This window comes from Citrobacter sp. wls706, from assembly GCF_005281305.1.
Classification (GTDB): Bacteria; Pseudomonadota; Gammaproteobacteria; order Enterobacterales; family Enterobacteriaceae; genus Citrobacter; species Citrobacter werkmanii.
In genome coordinates this window covers 1-26,199 of record NZ_SZXG01000006.1, presented here as the reverse complement: position 1 = coordinate 26,199, position 26,199 = coordinate 1, and the positions used below count along the sequence as shown (strand labels likewise).

Genomic DNA, 26,199 nt, shown 5'->3' with positions numbered 1-26,199 from the left:
CTTATTGCACCGCAAACTGCTGACGGATTTTACGCATCAGTAAGAATAGCCATGGCCAGAGCACACCATTCACTACACTACTCCAGAACACTTCGGGTCTGAAAGAGACATTGATCACTAAAAACTCGGCCCAGAAAACAATAATATCCACGACCAGTGATAACAACACGACCACCAGCGCCTGTTGCCAGAGCGCGAGGTTGCGGAATAGCTGGAATTTCAGTGCAACCAGATAGGCAATGATACTCATCGACAAGGCCCGCACGCCAAGCGTGGAACCGCTAATGAGATCCAGTATGGCACCCACCACGAACCCTGTGCCCACATTGACGCGATGCGGCAGCGCCAGAATCCAATACAACAAGATGAGCAGCACCCAGTTTGGCCGGAAAACAAGAATGTCATCCGGCCAGGGCATAACTTGCAGCAACAGTGCAATAAGGAACGAAAGCCAAATAACCCAACGCCCCTGGCTACGATAGCTTGCCACTTACTGTCCTCCCGGCTTACGCGGAGCAGGTTGTGGCGGCGTGGTGTCCGTAGGCGCTGTAGTGACGCCTGTCGCAGGTGCCGGTACTGGCGCTGGCGGCCCCATAGCATCTGGCGCAGGCAGAACTTGCGGCATCATTTGCATCAAACGTTCATTGGCAACACGGTGTACTTCTTCCGGCGTCATCGGATTGGCGCCGTTACGATCGGCTCCCCACAACAGCAGCAGATAGCGCAAACGCTGCAAACCCGCGGTCGGACGTGCCTGAATGACGGTATAAGCACGCTGAGTGTCCAGCTTAACGGAAGAAACAACAGCAACCGGATAACCTTCCGGGAAGCGTCCACCCAAACCGGAAGTCACCAGCACATCGCCAACGCGAATATCGGTGTTCGCCGGCAGATGTTCGAGCTGAAGATCGTCCGTACAACCGTTGCCCGCAGCAATGACGCGAATATCGTTACGCAGAACCTGGATTGGCAGAGCATGTGTCGCATCGCAAATCAGCAGCACGCGGCTGGTCAGTTTTGCTACCGCAACGACCTGACCCACTACACCTTTGTCGCTAATAACTGGCTGACCTTCGTAGACGCCGTTAACGCTCCCTTTGTCGATCACGACCTGATCGCTGTAAGGGTCATTAACCGTTGAGATGACCTGCGTCACCATCTTTTGTTCGTCCTGACGCAATGGCGATCCCAGCAGCTCGCGCAAACGCGCGTTCTCCTGTTTATATTGCCCCAGCATCAGCAGCTCGCTATTTTTCAGCAGCAGTTCCTGACGCAGCGCCCGGTTTTCAAGTTCGAGTTGGTCACGCGAAGCCAGCGTTTGCGACACGCCGTCGAGTAATTCACGAGGACCATTAGAGATAAAGTAGAAAGGACTGACGGCGGTATCCATGTACGTTCGGATTTGACTAAACGTACCCAGGCGGCTGTCGGCAATAATAACGCCGAGCGCCACCAGCACCGCCAGAATAAGGCGAATCTGTAGCGACGGGCCACGGCTAAAAATTGGCTTCATAGTCTATGCGTATTCTCGTATCAGAGCGGAAGGGCAACCCGCAGGTCACCCTACCTGCGTCCGATTACTCTTCGCTGAACAGGTCGCCGCCGTGCATATCGATCATTTCCAGTGCTTTGCCGCCACCGCGCGCCACGCAGGTCAGCGGATCTTCAGCAACAACAACTGGAATACCGGTTTCTTCCATTAACAGACGGTCAAGGTTACGCAGCAGCGCACCGCCACCGGTCAGCACCATACCGCGCTCGGAGATGTCTGAAGCCAGCTCTGGCGGGCACTGTTCCAGTGCAACCATTACCGCGCTCACGATACCGGTCAGCGGTTCCTGCAGCGCTTCCAGAATCTCGTTGGAGTTCAGGGTAAAGCCGCGTGGAACCCCCTCAGCCAGGTTACGGCCGCGAACTTCGATCTCGCGGACTTCGTCGCCCGGATAAGCAGAACCGATTTCGTGTTTAATACGTTCTGCGGTGGCTTCACCGATCAGAGAACCGTAGTTACGACGAACGTAATTAATGATGGCTTCGTCGAAGCGGTCACCACCAATACGTACGGAAGAAGAGTAAACCACACCGTTCAGGGAGATAACGGCAACTTCAGTGGTACCACCACCGATATCCACAACCATTGAACCGGTTGCTTCAGAAACTGGCAAACCCGCACCGATCGCGGCCGCCATCGGCTCTTCGATCAAAAAGACTTCACGGGCACCTGCACCCTGGGCGGATTCACGGATCGCACGGCGTTCAACCTGGGTTGCGCCAACCGGTACACACACCAGTACGCGCGGGCTTGGGCGCATGAAGCTATTGCTGTGCACTTGTTTGATAAAGTGCTGGAGCATTTTTTCAGTCACGAAGAAGTCAGCGATAACGCCGTCTTTCATTGGGCGAATTGCAGCGATATTGCCCGGTGTACGACCCAGCATCTGCTTCGCATCATGACCTACTGCAGCCACGCTTTTCGGCGAACCGGCACGATCCTGACGAATGGCCACAACAGAAGGCTCATTCAATACGATGCCTTGTCCTTTTACATAAATAAGGGTATTCGCGGTACCCAGGTCAATGGACAGGTCATTGGAAAACATGCCACGAAATTTTTTCAACATACTAAGGGATAATCCTGAAAGCTGGGGCGGAAAACAAAATCCGCTTACTTTACCAACCACACGCAGCAGCGACAAGGCGCAAAAATCATCTGCTACGGTGAAAATTAGTGCAGTTCGTTTCCTTTGTTACAAAACCGGCCTGAGTCCATCAGGGCTGAAAAAATCAGCAGCATTCCTCGCTTTTGTTTGCAACCTGTCAAAGGTCATTCACCTGCATGTTTGCTGTTACAACCTGGCGAGCAGACAAGCACACCCCCAGAAGGCACAGCGCGCGTTATTCTACGTGAAAACGAATTAAACGGCAGGTTAAACCGAATATCTTTGCGAATATTTTTTCACGTTAGTGTCAAGTGGCTGTGATGCGGCAAAAAAATCCCCTTGCCCACCAGCAACTCCGCGTTCCGTGAGCGTATGCCACTCGCTACGCGAACGAACGCCCGTGGCGTAAACCTGCGTTGGCGTGCCTGAACAGGCCTCCGCCAGGCTTTGAACCAACAGTTGGTTTTCGGTTCGCTTATCAATATTCCTCACCAGGCTTGGATGCAGCTTCAATAACTCAACGTTAAGCTCTTTAATCCAACTGGTGCTCACCAGCGTTAAACCGGCCTGCGTAACGGCGATTCGTACCCCTAGCGCATCCATCAATCGGATGACGGGCTGTAATCGGCAGATATGTTGACAGACATCTGCCTCAGCAAGTTCAATAATTATGCGTTTGCGTAGTGATTTTTCGCACTGCATCAACGTATCACGCAACCAGCGCTGAAAACGTGGGCGAATTAGCGATTCAACCGTTATCTGCATCGCCAGGCTTTCCTGCGGCCAGTAGCCCAAAAGCAGGATCAGACGGCTTAACTGCAAACGGTCATACTCTTCAGCCAGGCCAAATTGCAGCACCATCGGCATATATTCCGCTGAGATAACCTCTTCGCTGCCATCAAAAATACGACACATCAGTTCCCGGTGGTGTACCCGTCCTTCACGCGTTACCGCAGGTTTTTGATATATTCTCGGCCCGCCCCGGCTGAGCATCTGTTCAATCAGTGTTCGCCAACGCACGTTGCCCCGGCCTTTTTCCGGCAGGGAGTCATCATAGACCGACCAGCTGTTCCCGCCCTGCAGGACCGAATTCCGGGTGGCGGCCTCAGCATGATCCATCACCTGTTCCGTCGACTGCCCACTGCGGCAAACGCAAATGCCAATATGAACCATATCGGCACGATCGATCATTTTATTAGTCGGAAGCGCATCGACCGCTTTTAATAATTGCCCGGCGATGCTTTCGGCTTCTTTCAGCGTGCGATGTGGCAGCAGGATGGCAAAATCGCTACGGTGGTAGCGCGCCAGCAATGTCCCCGGATAACGCGTCATAAACGTCGACAACAAATTGATTAGCGTTGAAATTTGCTCTTCCGCCTGGGTGATTCCCCAGCTATCTCGCAGCAGAGTAAAGTCCGGCAGACGCACCATCATCACGACGCCATGCGATCCCACCTTTTCTTGATCTTCCAGCAGCGTGGCCAATTGGTTATCAAAAAACAGACGGTTACTCAGCCCTGTTTTTGTATCCTGCGCAACATAGGAACGAATCAGGGTGTCCAGTCGACTACGTTGCTCGCGGGCATTTTGAATTTCAGTCAGCAACATATCGAGCGCACTGCTGGTGCGCGCTGGCCATTCATAGACCGTTCCTCGAACATTCGGCCCGCGTTCACCGTTCAGAATACGCGTGGAACGAATCTCCAGTAGCTCCTGGCCTGAAAGCTGACGCTGAAGCCAGCGTACCGACAAAAAGAGCATCAGAATAATAAATGCAATGGCCAGCGTGAGCGGCGCGGTAGTCAGGAGCGAGTGGAAATAGTTGCCCATCGGATCCTGATAAACCAGTCGCACTGACATTCCCGGATGCTTGACCAACGGTACGGTGATGTCGCGGTAGAGGTTGTTCGTTCCTGCCGGGCGGTAGCTGCTGGTTCGGGAGTGGTCATACACTGTATGCTCCCCTTGCAGCAACTCGATACGCACGATATCAACAGAAACCATCAGTTCATCGATTTGCGGTGTCAGCGAAACGAAATCGTGGGAGACAAGATGTGTATCAATCGCCGTCGCCACCGCCTGCACTCGCGTAGTGAACTTATATTGAATAGCGTTGTAGAAACTCAGCGAGCAGCCAATCAGAGTCACAAAGATCGTTAACCCAGTAAGCAGCGTGACAAAAGCTGAGAATTTCGTCGTTAATCGCATCCTTGTGTTAACTCCGACAGTTATGAAACAGGTGTAAAAGAGATAAAGCGACTCGAAAATGCAAAACTGAACGCAAAATCCGCCAATTTATGCAAACTGTGGGGGCATACTACCAAATCAGGTATATCTGGCAATTTATTGCGCAGAATCGGCATCATGTTTTGATTAGCGAGTATAGTCTTCATTAACAATTTTCCAATCCACTATATGAATTGAGGACAGGTTATGCAGGCTTTGATCTTAGAACAGCAGGACGGAAAAACCCTCGCATCCGTTCAACCCCTCGACGAAAACCAGCTCCCGGAAGGCGATGTAACGGTGGATGTCCACTGGTCGAGCCTGAACTATAAAGACGCCCTTGCTATCACCGGCAAGGGTAAAATCATTCGCAACTTTCCGATGATTCCTGGCATTGATTTCGCCGGAACCGTTCGCGCCAGCGAAGATCCCCGTTTTCATACAGGTCAGGAAGTTTTACTGACCGGCTGGGGTGTAGGTGAAAACCATTGGGGCGGGCTGGCGGAACGTGCGCGCGTCAAAGGCGACTGGCTGGTAGCGCTGCCGCAAGGGCTGGACGGGCGTAAAGCGATGGTCATCGGCACCGCCGGCTTTACCGCTATGCTGTGCGTCATGGCGCTTGAAGATGCAGGTATTCGCCCACAAGACGGTGAGATTGTCGTCACTGGCGCCAGCGGCGGCGTGGGCAGCACTGCCGTTGCATTACTGCATAAGCTGGGCTATCAGGTTGCGGCAGTATCAGGCCGCGAAAGCACCCACGACTACCTGAAGAGCCTGGGCGCTAACCGTATTCTTGGCCGCGATGAGTTTGCTGAATCTCGCCCGTTGGAAAAACAACTGTGGGCCGGTGCAATTGATACCGTTGGCGATAAAGTGCTGGCGAAAGTCCTGGCACAGATGAACTACGGTGGCTGCGTAGCTGCCTGCGGCCTGGCAGGCGGTTTCGCGCTGCCGACCACCGTTATGCCATTCATTCTGCGTAACGTTCGTCTGCAAGGGGTGGACTCGGTGATGACCCCGCCGGCACGCCGCGCGGAAGCCTGGGCGCGTTTAGTTAAAGATCTGCCGGAATCGTTCTATGCTCAGGCCGCCACGGAGATTACGCTGGCGGATGCGCCGAAGTTCGCCGATGCCATCATCAATAACCAGGTGCAAGGCCGTACCCTGGTGAAGGTGAAATAACAGGCACCAGCGCAGAAATTTACACTTAACTAACGAAATTTCGCGGCATATATAGAGACTCCCTGCCATATTAACTACGCATCCCCTGTCTGTCATGATGCGTAAGCCGGGAGTCTGTTATGAAGAAATTACGTCCATTTACAGAAGCCGACGTCACCGCCGAGTCGGCTTTTTTTATGCAGCGCCGTCAGGTACTGCAAGCATTAGGGATCAGCGCAGCCGCGTTGTCTTTGCCCCTCTCTGCGCAGGCCGACCTTCTTAGCTGGTTTAAGGGTAATGACCGCCCTCCGGCGCCTGCGGGTAAGCCGCTTAATTTCAGCAAGCCCACCGCCTGGCAAAATTCGCTTCCTTTAACGCCAGCGGATAAGGTTTCTGGCTACAACAACTTCTATGAGTTTGGTCTCGACAAAGCGGATCCAGCGGCCAACGCCGGCAGTCTGAAAACCGATCCGTGGACCTTGAAAATCACTGGCGAAGTCGCAAAACCACTCACTCTCGATCATGATGCGCTGACCACCCGTTTCCCATTGGAGGAGCGGATTTATCGGATGCGCTGCGTGGAAGCCTGGTCAATGGTGGTGCCGTGGATTGGCTTTCCATTACATAAACTGCTGGCGCAGGTTGAACCCACCAGCAACGCAAAATATGTCGCTTTCGAAACGCGCTACGCGCCGGATGAAATGCCAGGACAGAAAGATCGTTTTATTGGCGGCGGGCTGAAGTATCCCTATGTTGAAGGGTTACGCCTGGATGAAGCGATGCATCCACTCACTCTGCTTACCGTAGGGGTTTATGGTAAGGCCCTTCCGCCGCAAAATGGCGCCCCCATCCGCTTAATTGTGCCGTGGAAATACGGATTTAAGGGCATAAAGTCGATCGTGAGTATCAAATTAACCCGCGAACGCCCGCCGACAACCTGGAACCTGGCCGCGCCCAATGAATATGGGTTTTATGCCAACGTGAATCCGCATGTCGATCACCCCCGCTGGTCCCAGGCCACCGAACGCTTTATTGGCGCTGGCGGTATTCTGGATGTACAGCGTCAACCCACACAGCTGTTTAACGGTTACGCCGAAGAAGTAGCTTCCCTGTATCGTGGCCTTAATCTGCAGGAGAATTTTTAAGTGCGTCTGACTGCAAAGCACATTACCGGGCTGAAAGTTTGCCTGCATCTTGCCGGCTTTTTGCCGTTCATCTGGCTCTTTTGGGCGGTAAATCATGGCGGTTTGAGCGCCGATCCGGTCAAAGATATCCAGCACTTTACCGGTAGGACAGCTCTGAAATTCTTACTGGCGACCTTGCTGGTCTCTCCCCTCGCGCGCTACGCTAAACAGCCATTATTGATACGCATTCGTCGCCTGTTAGGGCTATGGTGTTTCGCCTGGGCGACGCTGCATTTAACCAGCTACGCGTTACTGGAATTGGGTATTCATAATCTGGCGTTGTTGGGGCGGGAATTAATCTCGCGACCGTATTTGATGTTGGGCATTGTCAGTTGGGTCATATTATTTGCTCTCACCTTAACGTCCACGCAATCTGCACAGCGAAAGCTGGGTAAGAATTGGCAATTTCTGCACAACTTCGTCTATCTTGTGGCGATCCTGGCACCCATACATTATCTGTGGTCGGTTAAAATTATCTCCCCTCAACCGATTATTTATGCCGCACTTGCTGCGCTGCTGTTAGCCTGCCGCTACAGGAAGTTTCGCCAGTGGTGGCGGTAGTTTCACGATATGTGCAGTACGTTGCAAAACACAGACGATCCGATTTTCTTTACATGTTAACGGTTGATTATCTTCCCTGATAAGACCAGTATTTAGCTGCCAATTGCTACGAAATAGTTATAATGTGCGCCTTTGCTATCCCCAGTAGCGTTTTTACGGCGCGGAAAGGGTGACAATCGCACATTGAAGGTATATTTTGTCTTTTACCCGAAAATGACAGAAGATAGCCGCACAATGACTAACAAGTCTGGCAATCTCATGTAATGGCATCAGCACCCAGTGCAACGCCTGAGATGCGTGGCATCTTGTCACTCACTGTTATAAAAATGCTATACAGACGGCGGTAAAACGCCTGTCACAATCTCACTAAACAAAGAGTACGGAACCCACTCATGGATATTCGTAAGATTAAAAAACTGATCGAGCTGGTTGAAGAATCAGGCATCTCCGAACTGGAAATTTCTGAAGGCGAAGAGTCTGTACGCATCAGCCGTGCGGCGCCAGCTGCAAGTTTTCCAATGATGCAACAGGCTTATGCTGCACCAGTGATGCAGCAGCCAGCTCTGTCTAACGCTGTCGCACAAACTGCCTCTCCAAGTATGGAAGCTCCGGCAGCAGCGGAAATCAGTGGTCACATCGTACGCTCCCCAATGGTTGGTACGTTCTACCGCACCCCGAGCCCGGATGCGAAAGCGTTCATCGAAATCGGCCAGAAAGTGAATGCGGGCGATACCCTGTGCATCGTTGAAGCCATGAAAATGATGAACCAGATCGAAGCCGACAAATCCGGCGTCGTTAAAGCGATTCTGGTAGAAAGTGGTCAACCGGTAGAATTTGACGAGCCGCTGGTCGTCATCGAATAACGAGGCGAACATGTTGGATAAAATTGTCATCGCTAACCGCGGCGAGATTGCCTTGCGTATTCTTCGAGCCTGTAAAGAACTGGGCATCAAGACTGTCGCTGTGCATTCAAGCGCGGATCGCGATTTAAAACACGTATTGCTGGCGGATGAGACGGTCTGTATTGGCCCGGCTCCGTCCGTAAAAAGCTATCTGAACATCCCGGCTATCATTAGCGCCGCTGAAATCACCGGCGCGGTGGCAATTCATCCGGGTTATGGCTTCCTCTCTGAGAACGCCAACTTTGCTGAGCAGGTAGAACGTTCTGGCTTTATCTTCATCGGCCCGAAAGCCGACACCATCCGCCTGATGGGCGACAAAGTGTCCGCGATTACCGCGATGAAGAAAGCTGGCGTACCGACTGTTCCTGGCTCTGACGGTCCGTTGGGCGATGACATGGACGCTAACCGCGCTCATGCTAAACGCATCGGCTACCCGGTTATCATCAAAGCCTCCGGCGGCGGCGGCGGTCGCGGTATGCGCGTCGTGCGCAGCGATGCCGAACTGGCGCAATCCATCTCCATGACCAAAGCGGAAGCGAAAGCGGCTTTCAATAACGACATGGTCTACATGGAGAAATACCTGGAAAACCCACGCCACATCGAAATTCAGGTGCTGGCAGACGGTCAGGGTAACGCGATTTATCTGGCAGAGCGTGACTGCTCCATGCAGCGTCGTCACCAGAAAGTTGTCGAAGAAGCACCAGCGCCGGGCATTACTCCGGAACTGCGTCGCTACATCGGCGAGCGTTGCGCCAAAGCGTGCGTTGATATCGGCTATCGTGGCGCGGGTACTTTCGAGTTCCTGTTCGAAAACGGTGAGTTCTACTTCATTGAAATGAACACCCGTATTCAGGTTGAACACCCGGTAACCGAAATGATCACCGGTGTTGACCTGATCAAAGAACAGCTGCGCATCGCTGCGGGTCAACCGCTGTCCATCAAGCAGGACGAAGTTGTGGTTAAAGGTCATGCGGTAGAGTGCCGTATCAACGCCGAAGACCCGAACACCTTCCTGCCGAGCCCGGGTAAAATCACGCGTTTCCACGCGCCTGGTGGCTTTGGTGTGCGCTGGGAGTCTCATATTTACGCAGGTTACACAGTACCTCCGTACTATGACTCAATGATCGGTAAGCTGATTTGCTATGGCGAAAACCGCGACGTCGCTATCGCACGCATGAAAAACGCCTTGCAGGAACTGATCATCGACGGCATCAAAACCAACGTTGATCTGCAGATCCGTATCATGAATGACGAGCACTTCCAGCATGGTGGAACCAATATCCACTACCTGGAGAAAAAACTCGGACTTCAGGAAAAGTAAGCAAGCGTTAACCGAAAAGGCCGGAAATTCCGGCCTTTTGTTTTTCTCCCCTCCCATACGTGCCATAAGGTACAATCCCCGCTTTCTTTATCCACAAGGGACAAAAAATGGACGCTCGTTTTGTTCAGGCCCATAAAGAGGCGCGCTGGGCGCTGTGGCTGACCCTTTTATATCTTGCCGCATGGTTAGTGGCCGCTTACTTACCAGACTCCACTCTGGGTTTTACTGGCCTCCCGCACTGGTTTGAAATGGCCTGTCTGCTGACGCCATTGGTTTTCATCGTACTGTGCTGGGCGATGGTGAAGTTTATCTATCGCGACATTCCTCTGGAGGATGATGATGCAGCTTGAAGTTATTTTGCCGCTGGTCGCCTATCTTCTGGTGGTTTTCGGCCTCTCTGTTTACGCCATGCGCAAAAGGTCGACTGGCACCTTCCTGAATGAATATTTCCTCGGCAGCCGCTCTATGGGTGGGGTCGTGTTAGCCATGACGCTAACGGCAACCTACATTAGCGCCAGCTCGTTTATCGGCGGCCCAGGTGCCGCTTACAAATACGGACTGGGATGGGTTTTGTTAGCGATGATCCAACTGCCCGCCGTCTGGTTGTCGTTGGGTATTCTCGGCAAAAAATTCGCCATTCTTGCACGCCGTTATAATGCGGTTACCCTCAACGATATGCTGTTTGCCCGCTACCAAAGCCGCCTGCTGGTATGGCTGGCGAGCCTCAGCCTGCTGGTCGCGTTTGTCGGTGCAATGACCGTACAGTTTATTGGCGGCGCGCGTTTGCTGGAAACGGCAGCGGGTATACCTTACGAAACCGGCCTGCTGATTTTTGGCGTCAGTATCGCGTTATACACGGCGTTTGGCGGATTTCGCGCCAGCGTGTTGAACGACACGATGCAGGGCATGGTGATGCTGATTGGGACTATCGTACTGCTGGTCGGTGTCGTCCATGCCGCCGGTGGTCTCAGCAATGCGGTGGTCACCCTGCAAACCATCGATCCTAAACTGGTCTCGCCGCAGGGCGCTGATGACATTCTGTCCCCCACGTTTATGACCTCGTTCTGGGTACTGGTATGCTTTGGCGTGATTGGCCTGCCGCATACGGCGGTGCGCTGCATCTCCTATAAGGACAGCAAAGCGGTACACCGTGGAATTATCATTGGCACTATCGTAGTGGCTGTCCTGATGTTTGGTATGCATCTGGCCGGCGCGTTGGGCCGGGCGGTGATCCCTAACCTGACGGTACCGGATCTGGTTATTCCCACGCTAATGGTAAAAGTCTTGCCGCCGGTAGCAGCCGGGATCTTCCTCGCCGCGCCCATGGCCGCGATCATGTCGACGATCAATGCCCAATTGCTGCAAAGTTCCGCTACGATCATTAAAGATCTCTATCTGAACCTTCGCCCGGAACAACTGCAAAATGAAACACGGTTGAAACGCATGTCGGCAGTGATCACTCTGCTGCTGGGCGCGTTACTGTTGCTGGCCGCGTGGAAGCCGCCAGAAATGATTATCTGGCTTAACCTGCTGGCGTTTGGCGGGTTGGAAGCCGTCTTCCTGTGGCCGTTGGTGCTGGGCCTTTACTGGGAGCGGGCAAACGCGGCTGGCGCACTGAGCGCAATGATTGTCGGCGGCGTACTTTATGCCGTACTCGCTACCTTTAACATTCAGTACCTGGGCTTTCATCCGATTGTGCCCTCGTTACTGATAAGTTTGCTGGCTTTCCTGATCGGCAACCGTTTCGGTTCCGCCGTTCCGCAAGCCGCCATATTGACTACTGATAAATAAAGAGTTTTGCCATGCCATGGATTCAACTGAAACTGAACACGACCGGTGCAAACGCTGAAGAGTTGAGCGACGCACTGATGGAAGCGGGCTCCGTTTCCATTACCTTCCAGGATACGCATGATACGCCGGTATTTGAACCACTGCCGGGCGAGACTCGCCTGTGGGGCGATACCGACGTTATCGGCTTGTTCGATGCAGAAACCGACATGAAAGAGGTCGTTGCTATTCTGGAGCGGCATCCGCTGCTGGGTGCTGGCTTCGCGCATAAAATCGAACAGCTTGAAGACAAAGACTGGGAACGCGAATGGATGGATAACTTCCACCCAATGCGCTTTGGTGAACGTCTGTGGATTTGCCCAAGCTGGCGCGATGTCCCGGATGAGAACGCCGTCAACGTGATGCTCGACCCGGGACTGGCGTTTGGTACTGGCACTCACCCAACCACCTCTCTGTGCCTGCAATGGCTGGATGGTCTCGATCTTAACGGTAAAACGGTTATCGACTTTGGCTGCGGCTCCGGCATTCTTGCCATTGCGGCACTGAAGCTGGGTGCGGCGAAAGCGATTGGTGTGGATATCGATCCGCAAGCGATTCAGGCCAGCCGTGATAACGCCCAGCGTAATGGCGTTTCTGAGCGTCTGGAACTTTATCTGCCTAAAGACCAGCCAGAGGCGATGAAAGCCGATGTGGTGGTCGCCAACATCCTTGCAGGCCCATTACGTGAACTGGCGCCGTTAATCAGCGTGCTGCCCGTTGAGGGCGGTTTACTGGGGCTTTCTGGTATTCTTGCCAGCCAGGCGGAAAGCGTCTGTGAAGCCTATGCCGATCTCTTTACGCTCGATCCGGTTATCGAGAAAGAAGAGTGGTGTCGCATTACCGGACAGAAAAAATAATCCCTTCTCGTTACCGTTGGTAACGCAAAAATCGCTCTTTTTTTCGCAAAAGGATTTGCGGAAATGAGAGCGAGATCGCATTACAAAGTCACTATTTGCTCACAAAAACAGCTTTTTATCCTGATAACCTAAGGCTGGCCATAATAAAAAAAGAGAAGTTTTCGGAATTTATAAACGGATGACAAATTAACACAACCACGTATCCAAATGATTATTAAAGATTTTAATTTGAAACTGTGTACTTAACCAGCAATTCATTGATCCACCTCAGTGGATTGGTCAAAGTTTGGCCTTTCATCTCGTGCGAAAAATGCGTAATATACGCCGCCTTGCAGTCACAGTATGGTCATTTCTTAACTCATGCGCATCGGACAATACCAGCTCAGAAATCGCCTGATCGCAGCACCTATGGCTGGCATCACTGACAGACCATTCAGGACGCTGTGCTATGAGATGGGAGCCGGATTGACGGTATCCGAGATGATGTCTTCTAACCCGCAGGTTTGGGAAAGCGACAAGTCTCGTTTACGGATGGTGCACGTTGATGAGCCAGGAATTCGCACGGTGCAAATTGCCGGTAACGATCCTGTTGAGATGGCCGATGCCGCACGTATTAACGTGGAAAGCGGCGCCCAGATTATTGATATCAATATGGGGTGTCCGGCTAAAAAAGTGAATCGCAAGCTCGCAGGTTCAGCCCTCTTGCAGTACCCGGATTTAGTGAAATCAATACTAACCGAGGTCGTCAATGCAGTGGACGTTCCTGTCACACTCAAGATTCGCACCGGCTGGGCTCCGGAACACCGTAACTGCGTAGAGATTGCCCAACTGGCTGAAGACTGTGGCATTCAGGCTCTGACCATTCATGGACGCACCCGCGCCTGTTTGTTCAATGGAGATGCTGAGTACGACAGTATTCGGGCAGTTAAGCAGAAAGTTTCCATTCCGATTATCGCGAATGGCGACATTACTGACCCGCTTAAAGCCAGAGCTGTACTCGACTATACGGGGGCGGATGCCCTGATGATAGGCCGTGCAGCTCAGGGAAGACCCTGGATCTTTCGGGAAATCCAGCATTATCTGGACACTGGGGAGCTGCTGCCCCCGCTGCCACTGGCAGAGGTGAAGCGCTTGCTTTGTGCGCATGTTCGGGAACTGCACGACTTCTATGGTCAGGCAAAAGGGTACCGAATTGCGCGTAAACACGTATCCTGGTATCTCCAGGAACACGCTCCGGATGACCAGTTTCGGCGCACATTCAACGCCATTGAAGATTCCAGCGAACAGCTGGCGGCGTTGGAGGCATACTTCGAAAATTTTGCGTAAACAGAAATAAAGAGCTGACAGAACTATGTTCGAACAACGCGTAAATTCTGACGTACTGACCGTTTCTACCGTTAACTCCCAGGACCAGGTGACTCAAAAGCCCCTGCGTGACTCGGTTAAACAGGCACTGAAGAACTATTTTGCTCAATTGAATGGTCAAGACGTTAATGATCTCTATGAGCTGGTACTGGCTGAAGTAGAACAGCCCCTGTTGGACATGGTGATGCAATACACCCGCGGTAACCAGACCCGTGCTGCCCTGATGATGGGCATCAACCGTGGTACGCTGCGTAAAAAACTGAAAAAATACGGCATGAACTGATACTAATCAGTTAAATGTTTGTTTTAAAAGGCGCTACTCGGCATGGGGAAGCGCCTTTTTTATTAACGTCACATGGGAGGCTTTGGCGATGAACGCAAGATGTGAACCTGTCTATTTTGGCGATGAATCTAAAAAGATAATCCTGGGTGATGCGCTAACCGAGCTAAAAAAGCTACCCGCTGAAAGCATCGATCTCATTTTTGCCGACCCACCTTATAACATCGGCAAAGACTTTGACGGGATGGTGGAATCCTGGGACGAAGAGACCTTTCTGGCGTGGCTGTTTGAATGCATTGACGAGTGCCATCGCATTCTCAAACCACACGGTAGCATGTACATCATGAACAGTACGGAGAACATGCCGTACATCGACCTCAAATGCCGCCAGCTTTTTACCATCAAAAGCCGTATCGTGTGGTCATATGATAGCTCAGGGGTACAGGCTAAAAACTACTTTGGTTCGATGTATGAACCGATCCTGATGATGGTCAAAGATCAGAAAAACTACACGTTTAATCGTAATGATGTTCTGGTTGAAGCCAAAACGGGCGCTAAACGTGCGCTAATAGACTACAGAAAGAATCCGCCCCAGCCTTACAATCAGAAAAAAGTACCTGGCAATGTCTGGGATTTTCCCCGCGTTCGCTATCTGATGGACGAATACGAAAATCACCCCACTCAAAAACCCAAAGCCCTCCTGGAACGCATCATTCTGGCTTCCTCCAACCCGGATGACAAAGTGCTGGATCCGTTTGCCGGCAGCTTTACAACCGGCGCCACAGCTGTGGAATTAGGTCGTAAATTTGTCGGTATTGAAATCAATGCTGAGTACGTAAAAATGGGGCTCAGAAGACTGAGTATCGGTTCTCATTTTTCAGAGACTGAACTTGCAAAAGTGAAAAAACGTAAGACAAAAAACCTGTCCAAAAAGAGCCGATTAACGGCAAACAGTGGCGCTCTTTCGGCAAAGTAAAGGCATTGTAAGTCTGCTTTTCAGCTTACTGATTTCGTGTATATTCCCTGCAAGCTTGGGCATGAATACACAGGATTTAGCAATGATTCGCAAGTATTGGTGGCTGGTTGTTTTTGCGGTCTTCGTTTTTCTTTTTGATGCGCTGCTCATCCAGTGGATAGAACTGATGACAACAGAGCACGACAAGTGTCGGAATATGAACTCAGTGAATCCCCTAAAGCTGGTCAACTGCGCCGATCTCGACTAGCACCGTCGACAGCCGTCAGGCCCTGGCGGCTACACTACCCAACCTGGTTTTCACTCTGTATTAATTGCATTACACAGCCGTCCGGGCTTAGCATTTTTAATACATTGTCAACTAATGCTGGCGCTTGCCCATAAAGATCATAACTCTCTGGATTCATTAGCCAGTTTTTTATTATTCCGCTAAAGCTACCATGCAAAATAATGATGATGACGTCTAAATCCAGACTGGTGGCAATCAAATTTTCATCTACGCACCGTTGGAGAGAATCGCGAATACTTTGGTGGCTGAGACCTATTTTATCGCGAATTGCCTGCTCTGATATCATATCTTTATGGAATTCGCATTTATGATATAAAATCTGCATTAATGCCTGCTGGCGAGGGTTCTCCGCAATATATTGTAATCCCACCACAAATTTTTCACGCAACCGCTGTAAAGGGTTATCCCCCCAACGACCAATAAGCTTGTCCTGAATAAGATCGCGTAAGGGTGGTTGTTGTAACCATATCTCATTAAACAATTGAGTTTTATTTTCGAAATGCCAATAAAGTGCACCCCGCGTCACATTGGCGGCATCCGCTATGTCGTTTAGCGTCGTATTACCTACGCCACGTGCGGCAAACTGTACAATCGCCGTTTCCATCAGGTGCTGTCGCGTTTTGAGGGCATCCGCTTTTGTTTTTCTGGCCATGATTCCGACTATCTGGATTGGAGTAGAGAATGATTAACTTTCTTATCTAATATTTGCTATCCGGAACAAATGTATCACTTAGTGTTTATTTAGACGAGGGCTAAAGTATTTAATTGCGGACATTACACACGAATAGATAAAACAAATAACAAAAACCAATATATTCACCATTCAGATGATCATTTCGAAATGTATTTATCAGCATCATAGTGTTGCTATAAATATCACAATGAAACGGTAGCTGATTAATCTTTTTTTGCTTTTATGTGCCGTGAACCCCGCCCATAAATAAGTATTGCTTACATCGCAAGCTAATAATTTGTAGGATAGCCAACTATTATTTTTCTTGTGCGCGTTATCACCTCTGCTGTTACCCGGTTAATAACGAGCGTTCGGTTTTTTAAGGAATAGAAATGACGAAAAATGCCAGGTTATCACTCCTGCCCTCATTCATCATCATCTCCGCTGCATTACTCGCCGGTTGTAACGATCAGGGAGAAACACAAGCACATCCCGCAGAGCCGCAGGTGACTGTCCATGTCGTCGAAAAGGCCCCTTTAGCCGTGACGACCGAATTACCCGGACGCACCACAGCGTTTCGTATTGCAGAAGTCCGTCCTCAGGTGAGCGGAATTGTACTTAAACGGAATTTCACCGAGGGGAGCGATGTTGAAGCCGGTCAATCGCTTTATCAGATCGATCCAGCGACTTACCAGGCTGACTATGACAGCGCCAAAGGCGAACTGGCAAAGAGTGAAGCGGCGGCCGCTATCGCGCATTTAACGGTAAAACGTTATGTGCCGCTGGTTGGCACCAAGTACATCAGCCAGCAAGAGTACGATCAGGCAATTGCTGATGCCCGCCAGGCCGATGCCTCCGTAATTGCGGCCAAAGCGGCGGTCGAAAGCGCACGTATCAACCTGGCCTACACCAAAGTGACATCGCCCATTAGCGGACGTATCGGTAAATCTAACGTCACCGAAGGCGCATTAGTCACGAATGGTCAGGCAACTGAGCTTGCTACTGTGCAACAGCTCGATCCCATCTATGTTGACGTGACGCAGTCCAGTAACGACTTTATGCGCCTCAAGCAGTCTATTGAACAAGGCAGTCTGCATAAAGACAGCGCCAGCAGTACCGTCGAGCTGGTGATGGAAAATGGTCAGGCATACCCACTCAAGGGTTCATTGCAATTTTCTGATGTGACGGTTGATGAAAGCACCGGATCAATCACTCTCAGAGCCGTATTCCCTAACCCACAGCACACGCTGCTGCCAGGCATGTTTGTGCGTGCTCGCATTGATGAAGGCGTCCAGCCGAATGCCATTCTCGTTCCGCAGCAGGGGGTGACACGTACACCTCGTGGCGATGCCACCGTGATGGTCGTTAACGACAAGAGCCAGGTTGAAGCGCGGGCAGTTGTCGCCGCTCAAGCGATTGGCGACAAATGGCTCATCAGCGAAGGTCTGCAACCCGGTGACAAAGTTATCGTGAGCGGCTTACAAAAAGCACGCCCTGGCGTTCAGGTTAAAGCAACCGCCGATAACGAACCCCCTGCGACGAAAGCCCAATAAGGTAACCGGACATGGCTAACTTTTTTATCAGGCGTCCTATCTTTGCCTGGGTACTGGCCATCATTCTGATGATGGCGGGTGCTCTGGCAATTATGCAACTGCCCGTGGCGCAGTACCCGACCATCGCGCCTCCTGCCGTATCGGTTTCCGCCACCTACCCAGGTGCGGATGCGCAAACGGTACAGGATACCGTCACGCAGGTTATCGAACAGAATATGAACGGTATCGATAACCTGATGTATATGTCCTCCACCAGCGATTCAGCCGGGAGTGTGACCATCACGCTGACCTTCCAGTCCGGTACCGACCCCGATATCGCGCAGGTTCAGGTACAAAACAAGCTGCAGCTCGCCACTCCCTTACTGCCGCAAGAAGTTCAGCAGCAGGGGATCAGCGTCGAGAAATCCAGTAGCAGCTTTTTGATGGTCGCGGGTTTTGTTTCTGACAACCCACAAACCACTCAGGATGACATTTCCGACTACGTCGCCTCGAACGTTAAAGACTCAATCAGCCGTCTGAATGGCGTGGGTGACGTGCAGCTGTTTGGTGCGCAGTACGCTATGCGTATCTGGCTGGATGCAAACTTGTTGAATAAGTACCAGCTCACGCCGGTTGATGTGATCAATCAGTTGAAGGTGCAGAACGATCAGATTGCTGCCGGTCAGTTAGGCGGTACGCCTGCGTTGCCTAATCAGCAGCTTAATGCCTCTATCATTGCGCAAACGCGACTGAAAGACCCTGAAGAGTTCGGCAAAGTAACTTTACGCGTGAATAGCGATGGTTCGGTCGTTCACCTGAAAGACGTTGCACGCATCGAGTTGGGTGGTGAGAACTACAACGTAGTCGCGCGTATTAACGGGAAACCAGCATCCGGTCTCGGGATCAAACTGGCAACCGGGGCAAACGCGCTGGATACCGCAAACGCTATCAAAGCCAAGCTGGTTGAACTGCAACCGTTCTTCCCGCAGGGAATGAAGGTGGTCTATCCGTACGACACCACCCCGTTTGTAACCATCTCCATTCATGAAGTGGTAAAAACGCTGTTTGAAGCGATCGTGCTGGTGTTCCTGGTCATGTATTTGTTCCTGCAAAACATCCGGGCTACGCTCATTCCAACCATTGCCGTACCTGTTGTATTGTTGGGCACATTTGCCGTACTTGCCGCGTTTGGCTACTCAATAAACACCCTGACGATGTTCGGCATGGTACTCGCCATCGGCCTATTGGTTGATGATGCGATAGTGGTGGTGGAAAACGTGGAACGTGTGATGATGGAAGATAATCTGCCGCCCAAAGAGGCGACAGAAAAATCCATGTCACAAATTCAGGGCGCGCTGGTCGGTATCGCCATGGTGCTGTCTGCGGTATTTATCCCGATGGCCTTCTTCGGCGGCTCAACCGGGGCTATCTATCGGCAGTTCTCTATCACCATCGTTTCTGCAATGGCGCTTTCAGTGCTGGTAGCGCTGATCCTGACTCCCGCGCTTTGTGCAACGCTGTTGAAGCCGGTATCGGCTGAACATCACGAGAATAAAAGCGGTTTCTTTGGCTGGTTTAATGCCAAATTCGATCACAGCGTCAATCATTACACCAATAGCGTCAGCGGTATTGTGCGTAAAACCGGGCGTTACCTGGTCGTCTACCTGATTATCGTGATTGGGATGGCGGTGTTGTTTATGCGCCTTCCAACCTCCTTCTTGCCAGAAGAAGATCAGGGCGTATTCCTGACAATGATTCAGCTTCCGGCCGGTGCAACGCAAGAGCGAACCCAGAAAGTGCTGGATCAGGTTACGCATTACTACCTGAACAACGAGAAAGCCAACGTCGAAAGCGTCTTTACGGTTAACGGCTTTAGCTTCAGCGGGCAAGGGCAAAACTCAGGGATGGCGTTTGTCAGCCTCAAGCCCTGGGAAGAACGCAGTGGCGACGAGAATAACGTTGAATCGATTATCGCCAGAGCAACCCGTGCGTTTAGCCAGATTCGTGACGGCTTAGTGTTCCCTTTCAACATGCCAGCCATTGTTGAACTGGGTACCGCAACCGGCTTCGACTTCGAGCTGATTGACCAGGGCGGGCTGGGGCATACTGCGTTAACACAAGCGCGTAACCAACTGCTGGGTATGGTTGCTAAACACCCTGACCTGCTGGTTCGCGTGCGTCCAAACGGTCTCGAGGATACCGCCCAGTTCAAGCTGGATGTCGACCAGGAAAAAGCTCAGGCCCTTGGTGTCTCGCTGTCCGATATTAATGAAACCATCTCCGCTGCGCTGGGTGGCTATTACGTCAATGACTTCATTGACCGTGGCCGCGTGAAAAAAGTGTACGTACAGGCCGATGCCAAATTCCGTATGTTGCCGGAAGACATCAATAATCTGTATGTTCGTAGCGCCAATGGCGAAATGGTACCGTTCTCCACGTTCAGTTCCGCACATTGGATCTACGGTTCACCACGTCTGGAACGTTACAACGGTATGCCTTCTATGGAACTGTTAGGAGAAGCGGCGCCAGGCCGAAGCACCGGTGAAGCGATGGCGCTGATGGAAAGCCTGGCAGAGAAACTGCCTAACGGTATCGGTCATGACTGGACTGGTATGTCCTATCAGGAACGACTCTCAGGGAACCAAGCGCCTGCGCTGTATGCCATCTCGCTCATCGTTGTCTTCCTTTGCCTTGCCGCATTGTATGAGAGCTGGTCGATCCCGTTCTCGGTGATGCTGGTTGTACCGCTTGGCGTGGTTGGCGCACTGCTAGCAGCATCGCTACGTGGGATGAATAACGACGTGTACTTCCAGGTTGGGTTGCTAACCACTATCGGCCTCTCGGCTAAAAACGCCATTCTGATCGTCGAGTTTGCCAAAGACCTGATGGATAAAGAGGGTAAAGGGCTGATCGAAGCGACGTTGGAGGCATCCCGCATGCGTCTTCGCCCTATCCTGATGACATCCCTGGCATTTATTCTGGGGGTTATGCCTCTGGTTATCAGCCACGGAGCGGGTAGCGGTGCACAGAATGCGGTCGGCACAGGTGTAATGGGGGGAATGCTAACCGCAACATTGTTGGCGATCTTCTTCGTTCCCGTCTTCTTCGTTGTCGTCAGACGGCGTTTTAGTCGGCACACTGATTAATTTGTAAAATAAAGGCGTCTACGGACGCCTTTTTCATCGGTACACTCTCTCTTTGTTTATTAATAAGATAGCCATTTATTTCATTTAAGTCGGTCATTAAAACCCGCCCGCAACCTTTCTTTTTATCCATTATTTTTACAATCCACATGAATTGAGATTATTCCTTCTGTCAGTCTTTTTTTAAGAGGTGGTAAAATAATGACCGAGTTCGCAGATGGCTTAGCGCTTGTCTTTGCTCAATTAGCGAAACGCTTATTTTTGAGGTAACACCATGAAAAGATTAATATCCGTTGCATTGCTTACCGCGTTTCTTGCCGGTTGTGCACACGATTCTCCTTGCGTACCTGTATACGACGATCAGGGACGCCTGGTCCATACCAATACCTGTATGAAAGGCACCACGCAGGATAACTGGGAAACAGCCGGTGCCATCGCCGGTGGCGCAGCCGCCGTTGCCGGATTGACGCTTGGGATAGTTGCCCTGACCAAATAACTCTTCTTAAAAGCGCGGTAGCTACCGCGCTTTTAGCAATAAAAATGAAATTCACATATAAGACAAAACGTTGGTTTATCGCCCTTTCTAAATAATAAAATTGTTATAGATATCCCTCACATATCCACGATTTGAAATTAGCATTTTTCCTGTTCTTGGTTACACCACGTTTTCTTTTCATTATTCTCACGCGATCAATATTAACGTCCGAAATCGTTATCACGCGTCCTGTCTAATTTTAAAATTTTGCGCTGAAATGTGGCTTACGTTTCAATTTTGCACCACTTCAGGGCGCTGCATTTATTTTTTCCTGTCTACACTCTGCATATTGCGTCGAATAATCGTGCGCAAAAACCTGGCACTACCTTTGCTTAAAAGAGTATGGCCAAAGCCACAGACCGGTAAAAGACGTTTTCAGAACGTTTTCATAACAATAATTCCTCCACACAGGATGCTCTATGAAAAAGATGATAATAGCCAGCCTGGCTGCGGCCGGCGTGCTCCTTGCGATAGCAAATCAGGCGCATGCCGGCGCAACACTTGATGCCGTAAAGAAAAAAGGGTTTGTGCAATGCGGGATCAGTGACGGGTTGCCTGGCTTCTCTTACGCCGATGCGAGCGGTAAGTTTTCAGGTATTGATGTCGACGTATGCCGAGGCGTTGCCTCCGCCGTATTTGGCGATGATACCAAAGTAAAATATACCCCGCTCACCGCCAAGGAACGTTTCACCGCGTTACAGTCTGGCGAAGTCGACATGCTCTCGCGTAATACCACATGGACCTCCTCTCGTGATGCAGGTATGGGCATGTCTTTCACTGGCGTAACCTATTACGATGGCATTGGTTTTCTTACCCACAATAAAGCCGGCCTGAAGAGCGCGAAAGAACTGGATGGCGCAACGGTGTGTATTCAGGCAGGAACCGATACCGAACTGAACGTGGCTGACTACTTTAAAGCCAATAATATGAAGTACACCCCTGTCACGTTTGACCGCTCGGATGAATCAGCCAAGGCTCTGGAATCAGGACGTTGTGATACGCTGGCCTCCGACCAGTCTCAGCTGTATGCCCTGCGCATCAAGCTGAGCAATCCTGCAGAATGGATTGTCCTGCCAGAAGTTATTTCTAAAGAACCGTTAGGTCCGGTTGTACGTCGTGGCGACGATGAATGGTTCTCCATTGTTCGCTGGACGCTGTTCGCCATGCTGAACGCGGAAGAGATGGGGGTTAACTCGAAAAACGTTGATGAAAAAGCAGCTAATCCTGCAACGCCGGATATGGCGCATCTGCTAGGTAAAGAAGGGGATTATGGCAAGGATCTGAAGCTTGATAACAAATGGGCTTATAACATTATTAAGCAGGTAGGTAACTACTCGGAGATCTTTGAACGTAACGTTGGATCGGAAAGTCCGTTGAAGATCAAACGTGGACAGAACAACCTCTGGAACAACGGTGGCATTCAATATGCGCCACCGGTGCGCTAATGCAAAGTGATGTAACGGGCGCCGCAGCTGCGGCGCTCAGCCCAGAGCCATTGTTACCGAGGTTTTCTTATGCTTCATCGCCGCTCAACCGTAAAAGGATCGCTATCCTTTTCTAACCCTGCGGTCCGCGCCTGGTTATTCCAAATACTCGCCGTCATTGCGGTCATTAGCATTGCGGTCTATCTCATTCATAACACGATTAATAACCTGAGCAGTCGCGGTATTACCTCGGGATTTTCTTTTCTCGACCGCAGCGCCGGATTTGGTATCGTCCAGCATCTGATTGATTACGAGCAAGGCGATACCTATGGCCGCGTGTTCCTGGTCGGCCTGCTTAATACGCTGTTAGTTTCCGCACTATGTATCGTCTTCGCTTCATTTCTCGGTTTCTTTCTCGGACTGGCACGCCTGTCAGATAACTGGTTATTGCGAAAGCTCTCCACGGTCTATATCGAAACGTTCCGCAATATCCCGCCGCTATTGCAGATCTTCTTTTGGTATTTTGCCGTATTACGTAACCTACCCGGCCCACGTCAGGCCGTAAACGCGCTGGATTTGATGTTTCTGAGCAACCGGGGGCTGTATATTCCGGCACCGCAAATGGGAGAAGGTCTTTTTGCCTTTTGTACTGCGGTCCTTATTGCCATCGCTGTCACCTTCGGGCTACTTCGCTTCAACAGAATGCACCAGATCAAAACCGGTCAGTTACGCCGTACCTGGCCCACAGCTCTGGCATTATTCGTGTTTTTACCGATGATTTCACAATGGTTTTTTGGCGCGGCCCTTCACTGGGATATCCCCGAGCTACGTGGTTTTAACTTCCGTGGCGGGATGGTGCTTATACCTGAACTAGCGGCTCTGACGCTGGCGCTTTCAGTGTATACCTCAGCGTTTATTGCAGAAATTATTCGGGCAGGAATTCAGGCTGTTCCTTATGGCCAACATGAGGCAGCACGCTCTCTGGGTTTGCCAAATCCGGTGACGTTCCGCCAGGTCATCATCCCGCAGGCGCTGCGCGTCATCATTCCTCCACTAACCAGTCAGTACCTGAATATCGTTAAAAATTCATCGCTCGCTGCCGCCATTGGCTACCCGGATATGGTTTCCCTGTTTGCTGGCACGGTACTCAATCAAACGGGACAAGCCATTGAAACTATTGCCATCACGATGTCGGTATACCTGATCATCAGCCTGAGCATTTCTCTACTGATGAATATTTATAACCGTCGTATCGCACTGATCGAGCGCTAAGGAGCCATGATGACAAAAGCACTACTGTCTCACCCCTCGCGCCAGAGCAGTAACCCGGCAAGCAGCTGTCTGTTCTGGGTTCGCAAAAACCTGTTCTCCACTTGGTCAAATAGCCTGCTCACGCTGCTATGCGTGTGGCTAATTTGGTCCTTCCTTCCACCGCTGTTGAACTGGGTATTTTTTCAGGCCAACTGGATAGGCTCTACCAGAGCTGACTGTACCAAAGCGGGGGCCTGCTGGGTGTTCATTCATGAACGCTTCGGACAATTCATGTATGGACTTTACCCACACGATCAGCGCTGGCGCATAAATCTGGCCCTGCTGATTGGCCTTGTTTCAATCGTTCCCATGTTCTGGAAAATCATTCCCCACCGTGGTCGTTATATCGCCGTTTGGGCAGTTGTTTATCCTTTGGTGGTCTGGTGGTTGATGTACGGTGGTTTTCTCGAACTTGAGCGGGTAGAAACCCGGCAGTGGGGCGGGTTAACGCTGACGCTTATCATCGCATCCGTCGGTATTGCGGGTGCGCTCCCGTGGGGGATTCTACTGGCATTGGGACGTCGTTCTCATATGCCAATCGTTCGGATTTTATCCGTCATTTTTATTGAGTTCTGGCGCGGCGTACCGTTGATCACCGTCCTGTTTATGTCCTCTGTCATGCTCCCTCTGTTTATGTCGGAGGGGACCAGTATCGACAAGCTTATCCGGGCCCTGGTCGGTGTCATTCTTTTCCAGTCAGCCTATGTTGCAGAGGTAGTTCGTGGGGGATTACAGGCCTTGCCAAAAGGTCAGTATGAAGCGGCTGAATCACTGGCCCTGGGGTACTGGAAAACCCAAGGGTTGGTCATTCTTCCACAAGCTCTCAAGCTGGTTATTCCTGGTTTGGTTAATACGATTATTGCCCTGTTCAAGGATACCAGTTTGGTCATCATCATCGGCCTGTTTGATCTCTTCAGCAGCGTGCAGCAAGCAACCGTGGATCCTGCATGGCTGGGTATGTCGACTGAAGGATATGTTTTTGCCGCACTGATTTACTGGATCTTTTGTTTCAGTATGTCGCGTTACAGCCAACATCTGGAAAAACGTTTTAATACCGGGCGTACACCGCACTGAGGAATTTATGAACCAATTATTAATGCAGTCTACCGACGCGATGATTACGCTGGAAAACGTCAATAAATGGTACGGACAGTTCCACGTTTTGAAAAACATCAATCTGCAGGTAAAACAAGGAGAGCGTATCGTCTTATGCGGTCCTTCTGGCTCGGGTAAATCGACAACTATCCGTTGTATTAACCATCTGGAAGAACATCAGCAAGGACGTATTGTGGTAGATGGGATTGAACTCAATGAAGACATTCGCAATATTGAGCGCGTCAGGCAGGAAGTTGGCATGGTCTTTCAACACTTCAACCTCTTTCCTCATTTGACGGTCCTGCAAAACTGTACGCTGGCACCAGTCTGGGTGCAAAAAATGCCGAAAAAAGAGGCTGAAGTGTTGGCAATGCACTACCTTGAACGGGTTCGCATTGCCGAACATGCGCATAAATATCCAGGGCAAATCTCTGGCGGGCAACAGCAGCGTGTGGCCATTGCACGTTCGTTATGTATGAAACCTAAAATTATGTTGTTTGATGAACCCACATCAGCGCTGGATCCAGAAATGGTGAAAGAGGTGCTTGATACCATGATCGGTCTGGCGCAATCGGGTATGACTATGCTGTGCGTTACCCATGAAATGGGATTTGCCCGCACGGTGGCCGACCGCGTGATCTTCATGGATCTTGGCGAGATTGTGGAGCAGGCGCCGCCAGATGAGTTTTTTGCCAATCCCAGATCAGAACGTACCCGGGCATTCCTGTCGCAGGTGATTCATTAATCTTCTGTTTTGCCCGATGGCGTTGCGCATACCGGGCTTACAGGTTAGCAAGAAGCATAACGCAAAAAGGCCATCCTTTCGGATGGCCTTTTCACTTGTTTGATGTCTGGCAGTTCCCTACTCTCGCATGGGGAG

25 protein-coding genes are annotated in these 26,199 nt (G+C 51.0%); 20 read left to right on the top strand and 5 right to left on the bottom strand.

Going from position 1 to position 26,199, the window contains the following annotated elements; translation table 11 throughout:
* Position 1: 1 nt before the first annotated feature.
* The 3 genes from mreD to mreB all read right to left on the bottom strand — a co-directional run bounded on the left by mreD (position 2) and on the right by mreB (position 2,621).
* Positions 2-490, bottom strand: coding sequence for a rod shape-determining protein MreD (gene mreD, locus FDW92_RS01920; protein ID WP_038634362.1), 489 nt, complete (start codon positions 488-490; stop codon positions 2-4).
* The gene (gene mreC, locus FDW92_RS01915; protein ID WP_042311343.1) at positions 491-1,513 is read right to left on the bottom strand and encodes a rod shape-determining protein MreC; all 1,023 of its coding nucleotides are present in this window, start codon (positions 1,511-1,513) and stop codon (positions 491-493) included.
* Between the two features lie 64 nt (positions 1,514-1,577).
* The gene (gene mreB / locus FDW92_RS01910; protein WP_000913396.1) at positions 1,578-2,621 is read right to left on the bottom strand and encodes a rod shape-determining protein MreB; all 1,044 of its coding nucleotides are present in this window, start codon (positions 2,619-2,621) and stop codon (positions 1,578-1,580) included.
* Here mreB and FDW92_RS23010 point away from each other — a divergent pair.
* Complete coding sequence (locus FDW92_RS23010) at positions 2,599-2,919, top strand: hypothetical protein (RefSeq protein ID WP_154050627.1); 321 nt, start codon at positions 2,599-2,601, stop codon at positions 2,917-2,919. The genes mreB and FDW92_RS23010 overlap by 23 nt on opposite strands.
* A gap of 8 nt (positions 2,920-2,927) precedes the next feature.
* On the opposite strand, the gene csrD is transcribed toward FDW92_RS23010, so the two are convergent.
* A complete protein-coding gene (csrD, locus tag FDW92_RS01905) occupies positions 2,928-4,868 on the bottom strand; it encodes an RNase E specificity factor CsrD (RefSeq protein ID WP_042311345.1) in 1,941 nt (646 codons plus the stop codon).
* 225 nt (positions 4,869-5,093) lie between these two features.
* Here csrD and FDW92_RS01900 point away from each other — a divergent pair, with 225 nt between their 5' ends.
* The 12 genes from FDW92_RS01900 to FDW92_RS01845 all read left to right on the top strand — a co-directional run bounded on the left by FDW92_RS01900 (position 5,094) and on the right by FDW92_RS01845 (position 15,567).
* Positions 5,094-6,068, top strand: coding sequence for an MDR family oxidoreductase (locus FDW92_RS01900; protein ID WP_042311346.1), 975 nt, complete (start codon positions 5,094-5,096; stop codon positions 6,066-6,068).
* A gap of 119 nt (positions 6,069-6,187) precedes the next feature.
* Positions 6,188-7,192, top strand: coding sequence for a protein-methionine-sulfoxide reductase catalytic subunit MsrP (gene msrP, locus FDW92_RS01895; RefSeq protein ID WP_042311348.1), 1,005 nt, complete (start codon positions 6,188-6,190; stop codon positions 7,190-7,192).
* Positions 7,193-7,792: a protein-methionine-sulfoxide reductase heme-binding subunit MsrQ gene (gene msrQ, locus FDW92_RS01890; protein ID WP_042311350.1), complete on the top strand. Its 600-nt coding sequence runs from the start codon at positions 7,193-7,195 to the stop codon at positions 7,790-7,792.
* 392 nt (positions 7,793-8,184) lie between these two features.
* Complete coding sequence (gene accB / locus FDW92_RS01885; RefSeq protein ID WP_003025210.1) at positions 8,185-8,655, top strand: acetyl-CoA carboxylase biotin carboxyl carrier protein; 471 nt, start codon at positions 8,185-8,187, stop codon at positions 8,653-8,655.
* A 10-nt stretch (positions 8,656-8,665) separates the two neighbouring features.
* Positions 8,666-10,015, top strand: coding sequence for an acetyl-CoA carboxylase biotin carboxylase subunit (accC, locus tag FDW92_RS01880; protein WP_003828838.1), 1,350 nt, complete (start codon positions 8,666-8,668; stop codon positions 10,013-10,015).
* A 107-nt stretch (positions 10,016-10,122) separates the two neighbouring features.
* Positions 10,123-10,365 (top strand): YhdT family protein, encoded by a 243-nt coding sequence (locus tag FDW92_RS01875; RefSeq protein ID WP_006687800.1) that lies wholly within the window; start codon positions 10,123-10,125, stop codon positions 10,363-10,365.
* Positions 10,355-11,806, top strand: a complete 1,452-nt coding sequence (gene panF, locus FDW92_RS01870; protein ID WP_042311352.1) for a sodium/pantothenate symporter — start codon at positions 10,355-10,357, stop codon at positions 11,804-11,806. Before FDW92_RS01875 ends, panF begins: the two co-directional genes overlap by 11 nt.
* Before the next feature lie 11 nt (positions 11,807-11,817).
* Positions 11,818-12,699 (top strand): 50S ribosomal protein L11 methyltransferase, encoded by an 882-nt coding sequence (gene prmA, locus FDW92_RS01865; protein WP_042311354.1) that lies wholly within the window; start codon positions 11,818-11,820, stop codon positions 12,697-12,699.
* A gap of 360 nt (positions 12,700-13,059) precedes the next feature.
* On the top strand, positions 13,060-14,025 hold the full coding sequence (dusB, locus tag FDW92_RS01860; protein ID WP_042311356.1) for a tRNA dihydrouridine synthase DusB: 966 nt from the start codon (positions 13,060-13,062) through the stop codon (positions 14,023-14,025).
* 25 nt (positions 14,026-14,050) lie between these two features.
* The gene (gene fis / locus FDW92_RS01855; protein WP_000462905.1) at positions 14,051-14,347 is read left to right on the top strand and encodes a DNA-binding transcriptional regulator Fis; all 297 of its coding nucleotides are present in this window, start codon (positions 14,051-14,053) and stop codon (positions 14,345-14,347) included.
* An 88-nt stretch (positions 14,348-14,435) separates the two neighbouring features.
* Positions 14,436-15,320 carry an adenine-specific DNA-methyltransferase gene (yhdJ, locus tag FDW92_RS01850; protein ID WP_042311358.1) on the top strand — a complete coding sequence of 295 codons (885 nt, stop codon included), beginning with the start codon at positions 14,436-14,438 and terminating at the stop codon, positions 15,318-15,320.
* An 82-nt stretch (positions 15,321-15,402) separates the two neighbouring features.
* Positions 15,403-15,567, top strand: a complete 165-nt coding sequence (locus FDW92_RS01845) for a DUF2556 family protein (protein ID WP_032940702.1) — start codon at positions 15,403-15,405, stop codon at positions 15,565-15,567.
* Between the two features lie 34 nt (positions 15,568-15,601).
* Here FDW92_RS01845 and envR read toward each other — a convergent pair whose 3' ends face one another.
* On the bottom strand, positions 15,602-16,258 hold the full coding sequence (gene envR, locus FDW92_RS01840) for an acrEF/envCD operon transcriptional regulator (protein WP_042311360.1): 657 nt from the start codon (positions 16,256-16,258) through the stop codon (positions 15,602-15,604).
* Between the two features lie 413 nt (positions 16,259-16,671).
* On the opposite strand from envR, the gene FDW92_RS01835 reads away from it, so the two are divergent.
* The 7 genes from FDW92_RS01835 (at position 16,672) to FDW92_RS01805 (ending at position 26,064) form a co-directional block, all read left to right on the top strand.
* A complete protein-coding gene (locus FDW92_RS01835; protein WP_042311362.1) occupies positions 16,672-17,832 on the top strand; it encodes an efflux RND transporter periplasmic adaptor subunit in 1,161 nt (386 codons plus the stop codon).
* Positions 17,833-17,843: 11 nt separating this feature from the next.
* Entirely contained in the window at positions 17,844-20,957 is a 3,114-nt protein-coding gene (locus tag FDW92_RS01830; protein WP_042311363.1) for an efflux RND transporter permease subunit, read from the top strand.
* Between the two features lie 271 nt (positions 20,958-21,228).
* Positions 21,229-21,450: a lipoprotein gene (locus FDW92_RS01825; RefSeq protein ID WP_003025292.1), complete on the top strand. Its 222-nt coding sequence runs from the start codon at positions 21,229-21,231 to the stop codon at positions 21,448-21,450.
* A 458-nt stretch (positions 21,451-21,908) separates the two neighbouring features.
* Entirely contained in the window at positions 21,909-22,934 is a 1,026-nt protein-coding gene (locus FDW92_RS01820; RefSeq protein ID WP_038634415.1) for an amino acid ABC transporter substrate-binding protein, read from the top strand.
* Between the two features lie 69 nt (positions 22,935-23,003).
* Positions 23,004-24,185 (top strand): amino acid ABC transporter permease, encoded by a 1,182-nt coding sequence (locus FDW92_RS01815; RefSeq protein ID WP_137400533.1) that lies wholly within the window; start codon positions 23,004-23,006, stop codon positions 24,183-24,185.
* A gap of 9 nt (positions 24,186-24,194) precedes the next feature.
* Positions 24,195-25,298 (top strand): amino acid ABC transporter permease, encoded by a 1,104-nt coding sequence (locus FDW92_RS01810; RefSeq protein ID WP_042311365.1) that lies wholly within the window; start codon positions 24,195-24,197, stop codon positions 25,296-25,298.
* Between the two features lie 7 nt (positions 25,299-25,305).
* A complete protein-coding gene (locus FDW92_RS01805) occupies positions 25,306-26,064 on the top strand; it encodes an amino acid ABC transporter ATP-binding protein (protein WP_042311366.1) in 759 nt (252 codons plus the stop codon).
* The last annotated feature ends 135 nt before the right edge of the window (positions 26,065-26,199 follow it).

Excerpts from the sequence above, each read along its gene's own strand:
- mreC (WP_042311343.1), bottom strand. The coding sequence starts at position 1,513 with ATGAAGCCAATTTTTAGCCGTGGCCCGTCGCTACAGATTCGCCTTATT.
- FDW92_RS23010 (WP_154050627.1), top strand. The coding sequence starts at position 2,599 with ATGCCACGAAATTTTTTCAACATACTAAGGGATAATCCTGAAAGCTGG.
- mreB (WP_000913396.1), bottom strand. The coding sequence starts at position 2,621 with ATGTTGAAAAAATTTCGTGGCATGTTTTCCAATGACCTGTCCATTGAC.
- csrD (WP_042311345.1), bottom strand. The coding sequence starts at position 4,868 with ATGCGATTAACGACGAAATTCTCAGCTTTTGTCACGCTGCTTACTGGG.
- FDW92_RS01900 (WP_042311346.1), top strand. The coding sequence starts at position 5,094 with ATGCAGGCTTTGATCTTAGAACAGCAGGACGGAAAAACCCTCGCATCC.
- msrP (WP_042311348.1), top strand. The coding sequence starts at position 6,188 with ATGAAGAAATTACGTCCATTTACAGAAGCCGACGTCACCGCCGAGTCG.
- accB (WP_003025210.1), top strand. The coding sequence starts at position 8,185 with ATGGATATTCGTAAGATTAAAAAACTGATCGAGCTGGTTGAAGAATCA.
- accC (WP_003828838.1), top strand. The coding sequence starts at position 8,666 with ATGTTGGATAAAATTGTCATCGCTAACCGCGGCGAGATTGCCTTGCGT.
- FDW92_RS01875 (WP_006687800.1), top strand. The coding sequence starts at position 10,123 with ATGGACGCTCGTTTTGTTCAGGCCCATAAAGAGGCGCGCTGGGCGCTG.
- panF (WP_042311352.1), top strand. The coding sequence starts at position 10,355 with ATGCAGCTTGAAGTTATTTTGCCGCTGGTCGCCTATCTTCTGGTGGTT.
- prmA (WP_042311354.1), top strand. The coding sequence starts at position 11,818 with ATGCCATGGATTCAACTGAAACTGAACACGACCGGTGCAAACGCTGAA.
- dusB (WP_042311356.1), top strand. The coding sequence starts at position 13,060 with ATGCGCATCGGACAATACCAGCTCAGAAATCGCCTGATCGCAGCACCT.
- fis (WP_000462905.1), top strand. The coding sequence starts at position 14,051 with ATGTTCGAACAACGCGTAAATTCTGACGTACTGACCGTTTCTACCGTT.
- yhdJ (WP_042311358.1), top strand. The coding sequence starts at position 14,436 with ATGAACGCAAGATGTGAACCTGTCTATTTTGGCGATGAATCTAAAAAG.
- FDW92_RS01845 (WP_032940702.1), top strand. The coding sequence starts at position 15,403 with ATGATTCGCAAGTATTGGTGGCTGGTTGTTTTTGCGGTCTTCGTTTTT.
- envR (WP_042311360.1), bottom strand. The coding sequence starts at position 16,258 with ATGGCCAGAAAAACAAAAGCGGATGCCCTCAAAACGCGACAGCACCTG.
- FDW92_RS01835 (WP_042311362.1), top strand. The coding sequence starts at position 16,672 with ATGACGAAAAATGCCAGGTTATCACTCCTGCCCTCATTCATCATCATC.
- FDW92_RS01830 (WP_042311363.1), top strand. The coding sequence starts at position 17,844 with ATGGCTAACTTTTTTATCAGGCGTCCTATCTTTGCCTGGGTACTGGCC.
- FDW92_RS01825 (WP_003025292.1), top strand. The coding sequence starts at position 21,229 with ATGAAAAGATTAATATCCGTTGCATTGCTTACCGCGTTTCTTGCCGGT.
- FDW92_RS01820 (WP_038634415.1), top strand. The coding sequence starts at position 21,909 with ATGAAAAAGATGATAATAGCCAGCCTGGCTGCGGCCGGCGTGCTCCTT.
- FDW92_RS01815 (WP_137400533.1), top strand. The coding sequence starts at position 23,004 with ATGCTTCATCGCCGCTCAACCGTAAAAGGATCGCTATCCTTTTCTAAC.
- FDW92_RS01810 (WP_042311365.1), top strand. The coding sequence starts at position 24,195 with ATGACAAAAGCACTACTGTCTCACCCCTCGCGCCAGAGCAGTAACCCG.
- FDW92_RS01805 (WP_042311366.1), top strand. The coding sequence starts at position 25,306 with ATGAACCAATTATTAATGCAGTCTACCGACGCGATGATTACGCTGGAA.